General features: G+C 33.5%; 14 protein-coding genes and 1 pseudogene. 7 read left to right on the plus strand and 8 right to left on the minus strand.

Annotated features, from left to right (window positions below):
- Window positions 1-21 precede the first annotated feature (21 nt).
- Together T537_RS0105220 and T537_RS11990 are read right to left on the minus strand one after the other, a co-directional pair.
- Window positions 22-588: a hypothetical protein gene (locus tag T537_RS0105220; RefSeq protein WP_031556615.1), complete on the minus strand. Its 567-nt coding sequence runs from the start codon at window positions 586-588 to the stop codon at window positions 22-24.
- A gap of 24 nt (window positions 589-612) precedes the next feature.
- On the minus strand, window positions 613-2,655 hold the full coding sequence (locus T537_RS11990) for a glycoside hydrolase domain-containing protein (RefSeq protein ID WP_242839164.1): 2,043 nt from the start codon (window positions 2,653-2,655) through the stop codon (window positions 613-615).
- A 203-nt stretch (window positions 2,656-2,858) separates the two neighbouring features.
- Here T537_RS11990 and T537_RS0105230 point away from each other — a divergent pair, with 203 nt between their 5' ends.
- The 7 genes from T537_RS0105230 (at window position 2,859) to T537_RS0105265 (ending at window position 10,420) form a co-directional block, all read left to right on the plus strand.
- Window positions 2,859-4,052, plus strand: coding sequence for a MerR family transcriptional regulator (locus T537_RS0105230; protein ID WP_031556616.1), 1,194 nt, complete (start codon window positions 2,859-2,861; stop codon window positions 4,050-4,052).
- Window positions 4,053-4,250: 198 nt separating this feature from the next.
- On the plus strand, window positions 4,251-5,147 hold the full coding sequence (gene rfbA / locus T537_RS0105235; protein WP_027437218.1) for a glucose-1-phosphate thymidylyltransferase RfbA: 897 nt from the start codon (window positions 4,251-4,253) through the stop codon (window positions 5,145-5,147).
- A 55-nt stretch (window positions 5,148-5,202) separates the two neighbouring features.
- Window positions 5,203-6,222 carry a dTDP-glucose 4,6-dehydratase gene (gene rfbB, locus T537_RS0105240; RefSeq protein WP_027431482.1) on the plus strand — a complete coding sequence of 340 codons (1,020 nt, stop codon included), beginning with the start codon at window positions 5,203-5,205 and terminating at the stop codon, window positions 6,220-6,222.
- Window positions 6,223-6,324: 102 nt separating this feature from the next.
- Complete coding sequence (rfbD, locus tag T537_RS0105245; protein ID WP_031556617.1) at window positions 6,325-7,272, plus strand: dTDP-4-dehydrorhamnose reductase; 948 nt, start codon at window positions 6,325-6,327, stop codon at window positions 7,270-7,272.
- A 77-nt stretch (window positions 7,273-7,349) separates the two neighbouring features.
- On the plus strand, window positions 7,350-7,958 hold the full coding sequence (gene rfbC / locus T537_RS0105250; protein ID WP_031556618.1) for a dTDP-4-dehydrorhamnose 3,5-epimerase: 609 nt from the start codon (window positions 7,350-7,352) through the stop codon (window positions 7,956-7,958).
- A 281-nt stretch (window positions 7,959-8,239) separates the two neighbouring features.
- A complete protein-coding gene (locus T537_RS0105255) occupies window positions 8,240-9,856 on the plus strand; it encodes a hypothetical protein (RefSeq protein WP_155895238.1) in 1,617 nt (538 codons plus the stop codon).
- 93 nt (window positions 9,857-9,949) lie between these two features.
- Window positions 9,950-10,420, plus strand: coding sequence for a hypothetical protein (locus T537_RS0105265; RefSeq protein ID WP_031556620.1), 471 nt, complete (start codon window positions 9,950-9,952; stop codon window positions 10,418-10,420).
- 101 nt (window positions 10,421-10,521) lie between these two features.
- On the opposite strand, the pseudogene T537_RS13230 reads toward T537_RS0105265, so the two are convergent.
- The 6 genes and pseudogenes from T537_RS13230 to T537_RS0105290 form a co-directional block, all read right to left on the minus strand.
- Window positions 10,522-10,746 (minus strand): annotated as a pseudogene (locus tag T537_RS13230) (DNA/RNA nuclease SfsA); the annotation flags it as partial.
- Window positions 10,747-10,781: 35 nt separating this feature from the next.
- Window positions 10,782-11,366, minus strand: a complete 585-nt coding sequence (locus tag T537_RS0105270) for a hypothetical protein (RefSeq protein ID WP_031556621.1) — start codon at window positions 11,364-11,366, stop codon at window positions 10,782-10,784.
- Window position 11,367: 1 nt separating this feature from the next.
- Window positions 11,368-13,698, minus strand: coding sequence for a glycoside hydrolase domain-containing protein (locus tag T537_RS0105275; RefSeq protein WP_051637169.1), 2,331 nt, complete (start codon window positions 13,696-13,698; stop codon window positions 11,368-11,370).
- Window positions 13,699-13,925: 227 nt separating this feature from the next.
- Complete coding sequence (locus tag T537_RS0105280) at window positions 13,926-15,788, minus strand: polysaccharide biosynthesis protein (RefSeq protein ID WP_027437222.1); 1,863 nt, start codon at window positions 15,786-15,788, stop codon at window positions 13,926-13,928.
- Window positions 15,789-15,824: 36 nt separating this feature from the next.
- Window positions 15,825-16,826, minus strand: a complete 1,002-nt coding sequence (locus tag T537_RS0105285) for a glycosyltransferase family 2 protein (RefSeq protein ID WP_031556623.1) — start codon at window positions 16,824-16,826, stop codon at window positions 15,825-15,827.
- A 22-nt stretch (window positions 16,827-16,848) separates the two neighbouring features.
- Window positions 16,849-17,565 carry a sugar transferase gene (locus T537_RS0105290; RefSeq protein WP_027437224.1) on the minus strand — a complete coding sequence of 239 codons (717 nt, stop codon included), beginning with the start codon at window positions 17,563-17,565 and terminating at the stop codon, window positions 16,849-16,851.
- Between the last annotated feature and the right edge of the window lie 23 nt (window positions 17,566-17,588).

Below are 17,588 nucleotides of genomic sequence, written 5' to 3' on the forward strand. Positions count from 1 at the left end.
TATTTAGCCTATAGCTTTAAACTATTTTTTCTTCTTTAAATACTTATTAAAATTAAACGGTTCATTTTTCTCTTCAAATAAAATATTCTTTTTATTTAAAATATCTATAAATTCTAGAGCTTGTTTTTCTCCTATTTTAACAGCACCTATAATATCCCTATCCGTCAAAAAAAAGAATATATTATGATACTTAATAACCATTTCTATTATTTTAAAATCAATAACAGAAACTCCATCTCCCATAACAGCATCATCTGTCACTTCAATTTTACTATAAGATAGATTATTCCAAGCAAAATTATGTATATTTTTTTCTTTTTTTTCAACTCTTACTTTATACAGTATTTGTATTATAAAAATATAAAGGCAAGCTACAAAGCCTAATATTGCCATAGAATAGTCTTTATAGAAGCACAATAATAAAGATAATAAAAAAGATAATAAAAATAATATTGGAGTCAATATATAAATCACTCTCTTTATAAATTTCCTTGTTTTACGAGTACAAAATGGTATCATATCCTCTAATAAAAGTAACTTTTCTACCTCTATTCTTTCATAATCCGAAACTCTCTCATCTATAATCATATTCTTCATTCCTCTCTATTATCTTTATGCTCCCGCACATATTATTCCTATTAGTAATGGAACCCCTATTGTAAAAGCTTTAAGTATTAACACTAAACCACCAATCACTATTGCACATGCAACAACAACTGCTACAGCTGTAGCCACCACATTTTCATCTACCATAATTACCGATTCTTCATTAAACCTATTCTTCTTATTCGGATCCAGTGATATTTTAAATTTTAAAGCAACCGATATGCCACATTCAACATCTTCTTCTGGTAATAAATCCGGAGAACTTACTGTAAGTGTAAATTCAGCACTTAGAGGCGTTACATTACTTACCTCAAACGTAATATTACCACTTTTTACTGAAAATGCTACTTCTTTTAGCATATCTTCAACTTTATCTGTTTCCTCAATATTAGAATTAACTAAATTGCTTGATATAGCCATTATTTCGTTCTGACAAGTTTGTGTTAATTTTCCATCATTTCCTATCCCAACGTTAATACTATACGCTTTATCTGTATCTGTATTAACTGATGTAGAAATCACTGTTGTTACTTCTATCTCCACCTCAGGGCTTACTACATGAAACAACGAAATTTCTTTATCATATTCAATGCCAACATCCATTATTGTGTCTAAATATCCTAATGGAGACATTACATCGTAAACAAATTGATTTCTTGCGATTTCCATCTTTGCTTGAAGATTCTCTTCTTTTAATTCTTCAGCATTTTTTTCTTCAACATTATCAAATTTACTAAAGCCCTCATCTCTTCCTGACATTGCATCCTTATCTATTGGAAAGGTAGGTTGTGCCTCAAATGATTCTATTGTATGAAATTGATCAAAAGCCCAATTCTCAGGAATTCTATATCCTAGATTACAACTAAATCCAGTTGACATATCCGAAACAAAAGATTTGTCAGCTAAGCCTAGTGCTGAAACCTTTGTACACACAAATCTAGGTGCATATATTCCTATTCTATAATTCTTCTTATTTTGAGAACTATTAAAACATAATTTTATCTGCTTAAAATAAGGAACTATAAATGTATCTATTTGATATCCATAGCAATCGAAATCCACAGCAAAATATATAGTTGTTCCCCTTGGTATACCTATTCTTTCCGCTGCAAGTATTGCCGTTTTTGCATCAACACTTCCTTGTGATGGCTTTTTAAAATAATCTAGATAATATCCTCCATCTTGATAAATTGGAAATATTGATAATCCTGCATTTTCTATATTTACTACTTCTTCATGTGTCATATACTTTGGTACATGCTCTTTTCCAACATATCCTGTTAAATATCTACCAACATGTGTATATCCAGCGTTTTTTATTGCAAGAGCCTGCTGTTTATTTAATACAGTGGCACAATCACATGCTTTCGCTTTTCGATTTACATCCCCCTTACTTGTTAATAAGGACTTCATTGTTGAAACATCGACTTTACCCTTACTTACCAAGCCTATATCTGTAAGGCAATAAAATTCCTGAAATGCCTCTACTTCTCTTGCTGTTAAGTAATCATATATACCATCAAATCTACCCGGATCATATCCATTAAAATACAATCCATATTGAACTAATTTATTGTATGGAATTAAATTTGATGAATTCTGATCTTCCTGTAATACCTTTGGAAATGCAGCTGTTGTTGCTGGTCCGAAATTTAAAGAATTTAAATTTATTATTAATTCTTTTGTAACTCCCTCTGCGGCCTGTAATGCTCCAATTAAAGATAATGCAGTCTGTCTAGATATAATTCCATCACATGGTCCAACACCTATAACATCTGACCAATCTTTATTTAGCTGCCTCTGTATCGTAACTACCTTAGAATCTCCACCGCTAACCTTTTTGAACCAATTTAATGATAATAAACCAAACCATACTTTCCAATCAATCACACCAGTTTCTGGTAACCCTGCATCGCTTTGCATTTCTTTAATTGCTTTAACCCCAGAATTATAATATATTCCAGTGATTCCTCCTGCTGAATATCCTTTACAAAACAACGCACATTGAATTAGACACACATTTATTTGTGGTTCATCATTAGGATCCATTTTCTTCAAGGTGTTCCCAATACTCATTTGCTCCAAACATTGCATTTAAATACTTTTGTGCTTTAGTTACATTTGCATCACTCATTTTTCTTCCTCCGCTTATGTATATATTTTTGTAAAAATATTACTACTGTAGTATACTAAAACTAATGGTTAGAATCAATATTTTTATATAATTTATGAAACTTTTCGAGGATATAATTATGGAAGATAAAAAATACTATACATCAGGACAATTCGCCAAAATGGCTAATGTTTCAACTAGGACAATTCGTTTCTACGATCAGAAAGGATTATTAAAACCAAGTCGTATTGAAAATGGATCGAGGCTTTACACAGATGCCGATTTTGCAAGATTACAGCAAATAATACTTTTAAAATACCTTGGTTTCTCTCTAGAGGAAATTAAAAATATGACCATCGGAGATAGCGACTACCACATTCTTCTTAATTCCCTAGAATTACAGAGCCGTCTAATTGAAGATAAACTTGCTCAGATGCAGCTTGTAGCCGGTGCTATTAAGGAAACATCTGCTGCCATACGTTCTAGGGGCGAAGTCAACTGGGATCATATGCTAAATCTAATTCACCTAACCAATATGGAATCCAGCCTTAAGTCCCAATATGTTAATGCAAGTAACATCACTGCAAGAATCAAACTTCATAACCTTTATTCTATAAATAAGGAAGGTTGGTTCCCTTGGATATACAGACAATGCAAGATAAAATCTGATATGAAGGTATTAGAACTAGGTTGTGGTAATGGCGCACTTTGGACCAATAATACAACCAAAATTCCAGCTGGTGCTGATATAACTGTGTCCGACGTATCCAACGGTATGCTTCGTGATGCCAAGCGAAATATGAAGACGCTTTCAGCTTCCATGCACTTTAAAAAAATCGACGCCACAAACATTCCCTTTGAAGATAATAGCTTTGATTTGTGCATCGCTAACCATATGCTATTCTATCTTGATTTAAAGGCCAAGAAAAAAAATGCACTTGCAGAAATCTACAGAATACTTAAACCAGGTGGAAAGCTAATTTGTAGTACTTATGGTTCTAACCATATGAAGGAAATTTCTGATTTAGTAACTAGCTTTGATAACAGAATTCGACTAAGTTCTGACAAGCTTTATGAAAATTTTGGACTTGATAACGGAGCTGATATTTTGTCGAATTTTTTCAATAGGAAGAAAATCGAGAAAAAGCTCTATGATGATTATCTTCTTGTTGATAGCGCAGAACCTCTCATTGAATATATTTTATCCTGCCACGGAAATCAGAATGAATATCTTCTAGATAAGTATTCTGATTTTAAGGCTTTTGTTACTAGCAAAATCGGGTCTGGCTTTAAAATCACCAAGGAATCTGGAATTTTCATATGTACTAAATAGACATTCTTCTGTTTTTTATAGAAAAAATGGGAATATTTAGTTTATGTACTAAATTTAGTACAGGAAAAGTCTTGACGGTTACGTTACGTAACCCTATATAATACAATAGATTCTTAATAAACATTAAGTAAGTTGGATTTATTTTTGACTTACAATAAGTTATGTTAATTGCTAAGGCAATAACAGTATGGAGGAATTATGAAAGGTATTATTTTAGCAGGTGGTTCAGGCACACGTCTTTATCCACTAACAATGGTAACTTCTAAGCAGTTACTTCCAATTTATGACAAGCCAATGATTTATTATCCTATGTCAGTTCTTATGAACGCTGGCATCAGAGATATTCTTATCATTTCCACACCACAGGATACACCAAGATTTAAGGAGCTTTTAGGAGATGGACATCAGTTTGGTGTTAAACTCTCATACGCAGTTCAGGAAAGTCCAGACGGACTTGCTCAGGCATTCATCATCGGTGAAGAATTCATCGGAAATGACACTGTAGCAATGGTTCTTGGCGATAACATTTTTGCTGGTCACGGTCTTAAGAAGAGACTTAACGCAGCTGTTAAGAATGCTGAAGAAGGTAAGGGCGCAACTGTATTTGGTTACTATGTTGATGATCCAGAACGTTTCGGTATTGTTGAATTTAACAACGAAGGCAAAGCTATTTCAATCGAAGAAAAGCCAGCTAAGCCAAAGTCAAATTACTGTGTAACAGGTTTATATTTCTACGACAACAAGGTTGTTGAATATGCTAAAAGCCTTAAGCCATCAGCTAGAGGCGAACTTGAAATTACAGATTTAAATAGAATCTACCTTGAGAATGAAAGCTTAAATGTTGAGCTCTTAGGACAGGGCTTCACATGGCTTGATACAGGTACACATGAATCTTTAGTAGATGCTACTAACTTCGTTAAGACTGTTGAAACACATCAGCATCGTAAGATTGCTTGTCTTGAAGAAATCGCTTACTTAAATGGTTGGATTTCTAAGGATGATGTATTAGAAGTATATGAAGTATTAAAGAAAAATCAGTACGGTCAGTACTTAAAGGACGTCTTAGACGGCAAGTACCTAGACCAGTTAAGGTAAGTGTGCGCGCCCTTGGGCGCGTACTAATAAAATTATTATTAAGGAGAATAAACTCATGACTATTATCGTTACAGGTGGTGCCGGTTTTATCGGTTCTAATTTCGTTTTTCATATGTTAAATAAGTACCCAGATTACAGAATCGTATGTTTAGATTGCTTAACATACGCTGGTAACTTATCTACACTTGCTCCAGTTATGGACAACCCTAACTTCAGATTCGTAAAAGAATCAATTACAGATAGAGAAGCTGTTTATAAGCTTTTTGAAGAAGAACATCCAGATATGGTAGTTAACTTTGCTGCTGAATCTCATGTTGACCGTTCTATCGAGAACCCAGAAGTATTCCTTGATACTAACATCAAGGGTACAGCAGTTCTTATGGATGCTTGTAGAAAATACGGTATTAAGAGATATCATCAGGTTTCTACTGATGAAGTTTATGGTGATCTTCCACTTGATAGACCTGACCTATTCTTCACAGAAGAAACTCCAATTCATACATCAAGCCCATATTCATCATCTAAGGCAGCTGCAGATTTACTTGTACTCGCTTACCACAGAACTTATGGACTTCCTGTATCTATTTCAAGATGTTCTAACAACTACGGACCATACCACTTCCCAGAGAAGCTTATCCCTCTTATGATTGCTAACGCATTAAATGATAAGCCACTCCCAGTTTATGGTGAAGGTCTTAACGTTCGTGACTGGTTATATGTTGAAGATCACTGCCGCGCTATCGACCTTATTATTCATAAAGGTCGCGTTGGTGAAGTTTACAACGTTGGTGGTCACAACGAAATGAAGAACATCGATATCGTTAAGATTATTTGTAAGGAACTTGGTAAGCCAGAAAGCCTTATTACACATGTTACAGATAGAAAGGGACATGATATGCGTTACGCTATCGACCCTACTAAGATCCACAACGAACTTGGCTGGTTACCAGAAACTAAGTTTGAAGATGGTATCAAGAAGACAATTAAGTGGTACTTAGATAACAAGGAATGGTGGGAAACAATCATTTCTGGTGAATATCAGAACTACTATGAGAAGATGTACGCTAATAGATAATTAGAGTTTGTAAAGATACATTTTTCATAAAAAAATAATAGCCTGGCTCTAGCAATAGAGTCCGGGCTTTAAAAATATTAACGACTGAAAGGAAGCTAATAGATGAAGATTTTTGTTACAGGTGTTGGCGGTCAGTTAGGCCACGACGTTATGAACGAATTAGCTAAGAGGGGCTACGAAGGTATTGGTAGTGATATTGCTCCTAAATATTCAGGTATTGCAGACGGTTCTTATGTAACTACTGCAAGCTACTGCCCTCTTGATATAACAGATGCAGATGCTGTATCTAAGACTCTTAATGAAGTTAAGCCTGATGTAATTATTCACTGTGCTGCTTGGACAGCTGTTGACCTTGCAGAAGACGAAGATAAGCAGGCTAAAGTTAAGGCTATTAACGTAGATGGTACTAAGAATATTGCTAACTGCGCTAAGGCTCTTGATGCTAAGATGGTTTACATCAGTACTGACTATGTATTTAATGGTCAGGGTGAAACACCTTGGGAGGCTGATTGCAAGGATTATGCTCCTCTTAATGTTTACGGAGAAACAAAGCTTGGTGGCGAACTTGCAGTATCAGAAACTCTTGATAAGTACTTTATCGTACGTATCGCTTGGGTTTTCGGTCTTAACGGTAAGAACTTTATTAAGACTATGGTAAATGTTGGTAAAACACATGACTCTGTTCGCGTTGTTGCAGATCAGATTGGTACTCCAACTTACACACTTGATTTATCAAGACTCCTTGTTGATATGGTTGAAACTGACAAGTACGGTTACTATCATGCAACAAATGAAGGTGGATATATTTCATGGTATGACTTCACATGTGAAATCTACAAGCAGGCTAAGGAACTTGGCATTGAAGGTTATGTAGATAGAACTGTTGAGGTTAATCCAGTTACAACTGCAGAATATGGTTTAAGCAAAGCTGCTCGTCCTTTCAACTCAAGACTTGATAAGTCTAAGCTTGTTAAGGCTGGCTTTACTCCACTTCCAACATGGCAGGATGCAGTTCATAGATATTTAACTGAGATTAAGGATCAGTTATAGGATATTTGCTGATGATTCAAATGAATTACAGCTCGTTATGTTTATTTCAAAAATAAATTTAAGAAAGAGGTAAGATAATGGGACAGATTAAGGTAGAGAAAAATGTTGGTGGCATTGAAGGTCTTCACGTAATCACACCAGCAGTTCATGGTGACAACCGTGGTTATTTCATGGAAACATACAATCAGAACGATATGCACGAAGAAGGTCTTGATATGGTTTTCGTTCAGGACAATCAGTCATGCTCAACTAAGGGTGTTCTTCGTGGTCTTCACTTCCAGAAGGAATTCCCACAGGGCAAGCTTGTAAGAGTAATTAAGGGTAAGGTTTTCGACGTTGCTGTTGACCTTCGTAAGGATAGTAAGACATACGGTAAGTGGTATGGTGTTGAACTTACAGAGGAAAATAAGAAGCAGTTCTACATTTCAGAAGGATTTGCTCATGGTTTCCTTGTACTTTCAGACGTAGCAGAATTCTGCTATAAGGTAACAGACTTCTATCATCCAGGTGATGAGGGCGGTCTTGCTTGGAACGATCCAGCAATCGGTATCAATTGGCCAGAACTTGTTGGCGAATACAAGGGTAACTGCGAAGCTACAGGCTACACACTTACTGATGGTACAGCACTTAACTTATCTGACAAGGATCAGAAGTGGGATACATTAGAGAATACATTTAAGTTCTAATAATACAATGTATTAAAAAACGCAGCTTTAACAATTATTGTCAAAGTTGCGTTTTTACTATATATGATATACATTAACTAATATAAATTGCCAACCCTGGAGAGGGTTTACAATACTACATTTATAAAGGGGAATTATGATTAGATATCTAATCATATTATAAAACTATGATAAAATCTGTTTTTTATGCAGTAATGTTACTGTTATTTTTTATCTGTGCTTTATTATGGAAAAGAAAAGAAACGAAAATCAACATAATTGAAAACATTGCAATTGCGATAATGACAATTTTATGTTGGAATGCTTTTGCAACAGGTATAATCCAATTATTTTCTATTAAGATTTCTCTAATAACAATTGGACTTACTTACTTTATACCTATCTTATATATATTATTTACTATCAAGAAAAAAGGAATACAACATAATAGTTACTCACTCTGGGATATAGTTCCTATAGTTATTGGTGGTATATTATTATTTCATTATATAAAAAATTACTTTGGACTAGATTTACAGCTTCATTTCATAGCAAGTGATGCAGCTAGACATTTAGACTTCGCTCTTACTACGGTTAATTCTGGAGATATAGCGCTAAACATGTATTTTCATTCGTTAAACGATAGCTTAGCAATGTTATTCTTTAATCCTTTCATCTCAACAGTTATGGGACAGGCTAAAGTATTTACTCTTATGAGTTTGTTTGATTTAGTGCTATTTGGACTAGTTTTTTATGCTATAATTCGACCTTTAATGAAGAGCACACTAGATTACATCATCGGCAACATTTTACTTTTCATGTACGTTTGCGGATACCCATTATATGTAATGCAATTTGGATTCTCATATTATGTATCAGCAATTATATTAATCGAATTTATAATTTTAATTGCAACTAGATATCTAAATGATAGTTCATTAAACTGGCTAATATTACTTAATTTAGCATTATATAGTATATTTGTATGTTATACTTTCCTAATTCCAGTAACATATTTATCATTGTTCATTGCAGTTTTATGGAAACGATTTAAGCCAACTAGTAAGGTTCTTCTAAAAACAGCTTTAGAAGAAATAAAAATATTTATAATACCCTGCATACTAGGACTTTATTACTCTTATAAAAACCTCTCTGAGCTTTCGTCATCAGGCGGAGGAATAACTAACGAAGGTGGAAGCTATTTTGATTTGTTTTCCAACTTTATATGGCTATTACCTATAGCATTTGTTGGTTTAACCTTTTGCTTAAAGAAAATAAAGCACTATGTGTTAAGTTCATTTATAATCACAAATGTGTTATTTACACTATTTATTTTTATCCTTTGTATGAAAGGAAAGATGTCAGCATATTATTATTACAAAGAATATAATGTACTATGGCTTTTAGCTTTTTTAGCATTTTTCTATGGTGTGTTAGAATTAGAAAAACATAGATTAGACTTAATATGTATCTCAATCGCCATACCAATTGCATTAATTTCTATGGTTGTATTTAGAATAGAAGATAGAATTACTGAGCATAATCCTAATATTATGAATATAAGTGCAAAAAATTTTGTAAATATATATGCTTTCAATTATAATTACTATAAAAATTTTCCTATGTTCAATCCGTTGTATATTGACTTAATGAATTATGCAAATGAAAATATATCTGATTCAAAAAAAATAGCAGTTGGTGATGAAGTAACTAATGCTTGGTTTCAAACATTAACTAATTCAAAAAAGAGTTTTGCTTATGGAACACATGAAGACTTAGTTAAATTTATATCTGAAGAAAATCCTGATTACATTTGCATCTTTGCTTCTGAAAGATATAACGAGAACAAAGAATATCTTGATTCCCTAGGTAAATGTATCTATAAAAACGAAGGTGGATTTATAATCAAAACAAAATAATTAAAATTGTAATGGAGTTGAAAGTTATGAATAAACTTATTGTATATCACGGAAGCAGCATGGAAGCTCTAAAATTTGAAGGGAGCGATAGCTATGAAAAATAAATACTTTCCTGATGAAGAAATTGAAGAAAATGATTTATTCTTTGTATGTTCCATGATTGAACGTGTCGCAAGGCAGCTACATCAAAGAAATAAATATGTAGTAAACACCATAGGAAGGGATAACTTATATCACTTGCTAAGTGTTGCCAATGTATTACATTCTGAAAATCCGCTAAAAGTCGCAGATGATTGGATTAAAGATTATAATTTAAAAGCAGGAGATTTTGATATTACAGATATTGATAGAGACTTAGCTGAAAGAATCCCAACAGCATTAGAGATGGGAAGTGTATATAAAAGATTAATTCTAGATACCATGACTAGCAAAGAAAACTATGTCGATGGAATTATAAGAGTCTACAATAATGATCTATGTAAAGTTATTGATAACTATAATTGCAGTGCATTCTACGAACCGTCATATGTAATTGCAAGAGCCTATGAATCAGGCGGTTTTTAATAAGTAAAAATTTGGAGCAGTGAAAGCGCGAAGCGTTTTCACTGCTTTTTCTCTATTTCTAAGTTTACGACAAGATGTGATAATCCTATTCACTTTTCCAATTAGGTCAACGATTCAATTTTGTCCCCATTTTCCTCAGCTATACTCAAAGAGTCTTTCTCCACCTTACAAGTCAAGAAAAGTACCTTAACACCTGCTGCCTTTGCTTCCATTAAGATTTTCTTGTTTGCATTTTCAATATAAAAATCAATTCTTGAATCTCCATAGCTATATTCCGCTTTTACATAATCAAGTCTCTTTTTTTCAAGCCATTCTTTAACTACTTTATTAGAAGCTTGCTTCCTCTATTTTTACAATTTAACTAGATATTAAAATTACTAAATATTCTCTTTCTTTCTGTTTTAGAGACAACTATATTCTGAAGTTGCTCATAACTTCCATCAATCAAAGATTGCTCATCAATAAATATATCATCGATAACAATATACTCATGTGCCATAACACATTTTGTTATGTCATCATATTGTTTTTCAACACACTTATTGAAAAAATTAGCAGTCAATTTATTATCCGAAAAAGTAATAACACAATATGATTGATTCATAGTCTTTAGACTTATTCCATAACGTAACAACATCAAATGCTTCGTCAACCCTATAAATTTAAATCTTTTTCCACATTTCAATAATTTTTGTGTTATTAATATAGCCAAAAATGTGAATACTACTAATAATAATAGTTTTCCAAGTATAATTTTCATATTTTGTGATTCGCCTAAAATTGCATCTTCCAATTTTAATATTGCTATAAAAAAAGTTAACATGTATGCAACTAAATATAAGGCAATAATTACTAATAAAAACCTCTTTATCATCGCACTTTCGCGATTGATAATATTAAATCTTCTTTTCCAATATTCATTATCTGTTTTAAATTTAAATTCCACTTTATTTCACCTCAATTAATAATGCAGTTAATGCAGCAACTGCTGGAGTTCCAGCAAATACAATTATTAGCACTACTATTAGCAGAATTAAATAATCTGCTAAATGATATTTTTTCACCACTTTACCAGCCTCATTTACAGTTTTTTCTACAGCGTTAAATGCATTACTAATACACATAACTGTACTAGCCACAAACATCTTAATTGTTTCCTCCGTTTGCTCTTGCGTTGCGATTATTTCCTCAATTTTCCTATATTTTTGCACTTCTGCTTCGCTTAGCCCATCATCAAATTCAAACTCAAGACCTAATTCAACATATTCCTCAAGTCCTTCTTCAATAGACATATTCTTATGAAATAGAATAAACCATTTAAACGTACCATCATCTAACAATGATACTCCCATTTCAATATACCCATTATTTACCATAAACTGTACTTTTGACTGAAAATCAAGAATCCCAGACGCATCTACCATCATTGAATTATCTTCAGATACATTTTTAAATCCTTTAGTAGCAGTAATATATGCTTTATCTTCAATCTTACCATCCACGATATCAAACTTAGCTCTTGTAAAGCCATCACCAATTGATATACTTTCTCCCTGTGTAGCCTTATATTTAACAGTCACACCAGGTAAACTAACCTCTGTTTCAGCATTGAACTTAACAACATCTACATCAATACCTAGTAACTTCAATGTATCTACACAGAATCCATTAGCTACATCTCTGCTGCTTGGTTTAATCTGCTGTTCTGGTCTATCAATTATGTGATTAAAACCATTGTATTTTCCTGAAGTTGCTACACAATCAAGAGCAAATGCTCCATCAGCCGAACCTTGCGTATACTCACGTATCTGATCAAACACCCAATTATCAGGTAAGATAAAGCCTTTATTGCCACTATATCCTGTGGACATATCACTTACAAAACTATACTTGGCATAACCATAGTTGCCAATACGAGTGCATATGTTACGTGGGCCATAACATCCAATTGTATATTTATGACCATTATCCCTTATGTACTTAGCAATTCCCTGAAAATGTGGAATTATCATATCCGTTGTCTGGTCATCATTAAAGTCATAATCCACTGCAAAAAATATAGGTTCCCCATAAGGAATACCCAAGTCTTCGGCAGCCTCTACAGCTTTCTTAGCATCAGAATAACCCTGATCATAATTGTAATAATGTACCGTTGTTTCTTCATCAGGATGACTATTGTAGTACTCCTTTTCATCCTGATAAATAGCAAATATCGATAGTCCTTGATTGAATAAAATAGACAATTCTTCTCTTGTTAGATTCTTAGGGCCATTAGCTGTACGACCTGTGAGATATCTACCAATTATTCTAAAATCATTGGCATAAATTCTCTTTGCCTTAGTTTCCGTAATCTGTGTTGATGCATCACAAGCAAGCACATCTCTTTTAGGATATCCTGTACTTACAAAAAGTGACATCCAAACCTTGATATCTACCACACCATCTATATTTAACATGCCCGTAAATTTCTGAAACTCTTTTACTGCATTTGCCATTCTCTCATCAAAAGTTTCAGTAAAATTATTACCATCACTGCAATCAAAGGAATTTTCTTTGAATTTTCTTACACCATTAATGTATAAGCCAAACTTAGCAAGTTTTACAAGCTTCCCTTTACCTGTTCCTACTGTAAGGGTATTCTGCTTTGCTAGTTCCTGTGTTGCTGGGCCAAAATTTCCGTTAGCCGTGTAAGCATCCATACCTGCCGATATCTGGAAGGCATATATTAATGCTTTATTCGTGTTGGCATTGTACTTACCATCACATGGTATTATATCAAAATAACCACCATAATATCTATTAAGATACTGTTGAATAAGTCTAATTTTACTATCTCCACCTGGCACCAATACTAGTGCATCAGAACATAATATCTCTTTAAATACCTTAGCTGACAATCTTTCAGTTATATAATCTTCACTAAATCCAGCATCAAGCTGCACCTTTGTAACAGCCTCCATGGTACCATCGCCAAAAAATCCTGTGACAGCACTAGGATTATAACCCTTACAAAAAAGACCATATTGTAAAATTCTTACAAAATTGTTGTCACTATCTCTATCTCCCTTTTTTATGGCTTTACTATTGTAATTTTTAGCTGTTTCTTCCCCGAAGTAACCTGTTATGTTACTCATATGTAATTCAATCTGCAGAGCACGAACCAAGGCATTCATAACTGCATTACCAGTGCGTCCATTTTCCTCTACTTTAACAAATCCTTCTCTACTACCATAAGTTTTGTTTAACCACACTTGTGCTTCTTTTACTTTTTCGTCCATATTCAAGTCTCCTTTTTTAGCTAGTTTTCATTTGTAAAATCTGGATTTCAAATGTCTAATATGGTTATAACTCTTTTGTTAATAATATGCAAGGAAAATAGTTGGTTATATGATTTATTTTATAATTTTTATAAAAAATTAACACTTTTCTTATCACACTAACAAAAATCCTCCAAATTCTGCCACCTGACCTTATGTCATACAGAATTTGGAGGGGTTCTTTTATTTTAAAATTCTTTTGGATGATATGTTGGAACTACTTCCTTAATCAAGCTTCTAATGTCGTCAGTCTCTGAATAAGATGCCTCTTTTAATCTTTCTAGATCTTTGAAAAGTTGCTCTCTATCAAACTCAATTGGCTTGCCAATGTGAATTAACTTGTTATTAGTATCCTGCATTCCTTCTTCCTTCATAAGAAGTTCTTCGTAGAGCTTCTCACCTGGACGAAGGCCAGTGTACTTAATATCCATATTAACACCAAGTGTGTAACCTGAAAGTCTAATTAGGTTCTTGGCTAAATCATCAATCTTAACTGGTTCACCCATATCAAGAACGAAAATCTCTCCACCCTTAGCATAGGCACCTGCCTGTAAAACAAGGGAAACCGCCTCAGGGATTGTCATGAAATATCTAATGATATCCGGATGTGTTACTGTTACTGGACCGCCATGTTCAATCTGTCTTTTAAATAAAGGAATAACTGAACCATTACTTCCAAGTACATTACCAAAACGAACAGCAACAAACTCAGTCTTAGAAATTTCATTATAAGCCTGAACAATCATCTCACATATTCTCTTAGTTGCGCCCATTACATTAGTTGGGTTAACTGCTTTATCTGTACTAATCATTACAAATCTCTTAACACCATACTTATCAGACATCTGTGCTAATTTCCATGTACCAACAACGTTATTCTTAACAGCTTCATTAGGACTATCTTCCATAAGTGGCACATGCTTGTGAGCAGCTGCATGATAAATAATCTCAGGTCTATATTTTTTAAAGACTTCTTCAAGTCTACTTGTATTTCTAACAGAACCTATTAAGACTTCCACATCTGCATCAGGGAAATTTTGCTTTAATTCTTGCTGAATGTCATATGCATTATTTTCATAAATATCAAAAATAATCAATTTCTTAGGATTATGACTAACAAGCTGTCTACATAATTCAGATCCTATTGATCCGCCGCCACCAGTTACCATAATTACCTTGTTGCTTACGTAGCCCATAATTGATTCAATATCTACATTAATAGGATCACGACCAAGTAAATCTAACACATCAACATTTCTAATAGAGTTAATATTAAATTCTCCGTCTACCATCTGGTAAACGCCTGGCAATGTCTTTAATGAACATTCAGTTGTCTTACATATGTTAAGAATCTGCTTTTTTTGCTCTGCTGTTGCACTTGGTATAGCAAAAATAATCTCATCAACACCATAAAGTCTTGCGCTATCTACAATCTTGTCTCTACCGCCTACAACCTTTATTCCTCTAATATATTTGCCAATCTTATTCTTGTCATCATCAATAATACAGACAACTTCTGAATTAGCAAGATATCTAGAATTCTGAATTTCACGAATTATAACATTAGCTGATTCACCAGCACCAATAATCATAATTCTTGTATATTCACCAAGTTGACGCTTTCTATTTAATACAGTTCTTATCATACGATACATAAATCGGCTGGCAGATTCTGCCACAATAAGAAATACCATAGTATTAAAATAAACACTTCTTGGTAACATTGTATTAGTTAGTGCAGTAAAAATAACATGCACAACTTCTACAACAAAACATGCCTCAGCAATTTTGTAAACCTCAGCTATACTTGCATACTGCCATAATGAATGATACAGCTTAAATGCCCAAAAAATCACTAATGAAACCAACGTATATGGAAGCATATTAGCAGCATATGCATGTACATACTGTGGTTCAATCTTAGCAATGCTCACATCAAAACGCATAACCAATGCCAAATAAACAGCTGCATTTAATATAATTGCATCTACTATTATCAGGAAAAATCTTCTAACTAGAAGTTGCATCCTGTCTTTTTTCTTCTCATCCATACCAAAACCTCTTTTTCTTGAATGTAATATCAAGTCTTATTTTTTCATAAAAAAAGATCTTAATGTTCCAAGTCCATAAGATACATGTAATAAAAAAAACAATACCGGCAAAAGAACTGCACTAGCATGTCTCTTATCTCGTGGTGCTGTAATAACCGCCAAAATTGCCATTGCTATGGCAAGCAAGCAATAAAGCCCCCACATTATTCCTGTAAGTATACCAATAGCCATCCAATCTGTAAACAGGCAAAGTATTGTAGTTACTATAATAGCCATTACAAAAGCAAATGGAACAAAATGATATAAAGATAAACATCCCGGAACAAGTCTAAGAGTCTTACCAATCCAAAAACCATTGGCATGCTTTTGCTTCAACATCTTAGCTAAGCTACTTCTTATATATTGATAGCTTACGATGTCCGGATCAAAAAGAATATTAAAGCCAGCATTTCTTATTCTATAATGAATCTCATTATCCTCTGTTCTAGTAAGCTGTTCATTAAATCCGCCTACTTTATCAAACACTTCTCTTCTATAAGCCCCATGAAAAATTGATTTAACGTATGTCTTTCCAGGATTATTTCTAAAGGAAGCTATGCTTGATCCAAACATTGAATTTTCAGCAAGTAATAACGTATCCTGCCAATTAGAATCATCTTTTATAATAGTAGGTCTTCTGCCGCCTACCACCATCTCTCCAGATTCCAAATCCCTTACGTTCTTAGAAACAAAAGAAGTTGGTAACTTAGCATGGGCATCTACCTTTAAGATAGCCTCGCCCTCATAACAACTAAGCGCCACATTCCAGCCACACGGCAAAGTCTTCTTTGGATTTTTTACGATACTTATTTTTCTAAAATTTGTTGAGTTTTTCTCCATGAAATCCCTCATGATTTCTGGTGTCTTATCTGTCGATGCTGAATCAACCAAAAGCAATTCCATGTCATTATGGTTATAATCCTGATTTTTTATATCATCAAGAATATCACCTATATATTGTTCTTCATTATACGCTATAACGCAAATTGTAATATACACAAGTAATTCCTCTCATTCCTAACTATTTACGAACAGTTAGTTTTTCGCTCCCAACTACTGATATAAATGTATCCCATAAAACAGACATCTCAGTAAAGAAGCCAAATTTCTTGAGTGATTCAAGATTATATTTCATCTTAGCTGGCAAAATCTCATTAACATAAACATCGTCAGCATCTCCTGCATCAACTCTACCAAGGATCTTATCCTCGTCCTTATATGCAATACTTGTTCTGCTTGTAAGACCAGCTGGAAGAAGTAATGTGGCATACATTTCAGGAGTGTATCTCTTAACATATTTAGCAACTTCAGGTCTTGTTCCAATTAAAGTCATATCCCCTGCTAGTATATTAAAAACCTGAGGAAACTCATCCATTCTATATTTTCTAAGAAATTTACCAACTCTTGTAATTCTATTATCATTATCAACAGTAACTGCTGATCCTAATTCACTGGCATTTACCACCATAGTCCTAAACTTGAAAATTCTAAAAATCTTACCATACTGTGTCACTCTTTCCTGTCTAAAAAATACAGGTCCTCTAGAATCAAGCTTAATTGCTATTGCAATAACTCCCATAGGAATTAATAATACCACCATCATAATGAAAGCAATAATCACATCTATAAATCTCTTAAAACATAACCATATCTTATGCTTCTCTAAAATTGCATAATATTTATAAACTTCCTTGGTTCGCATCTTATTAGGCAATTTTGTCCAAGATCTTAGTCTCATATATTATTCTCCAATAATCAAAA

The sequence above is a fragment of the Lachnospira multipara LB2003 genome (assembly GCF_000702205.1).
Lineage (GTDB): Bacteria > Bacillota > Clostridia > Lachnospirales > Lachnospiraceae > Lachnospira > Lachnospira multipara_A.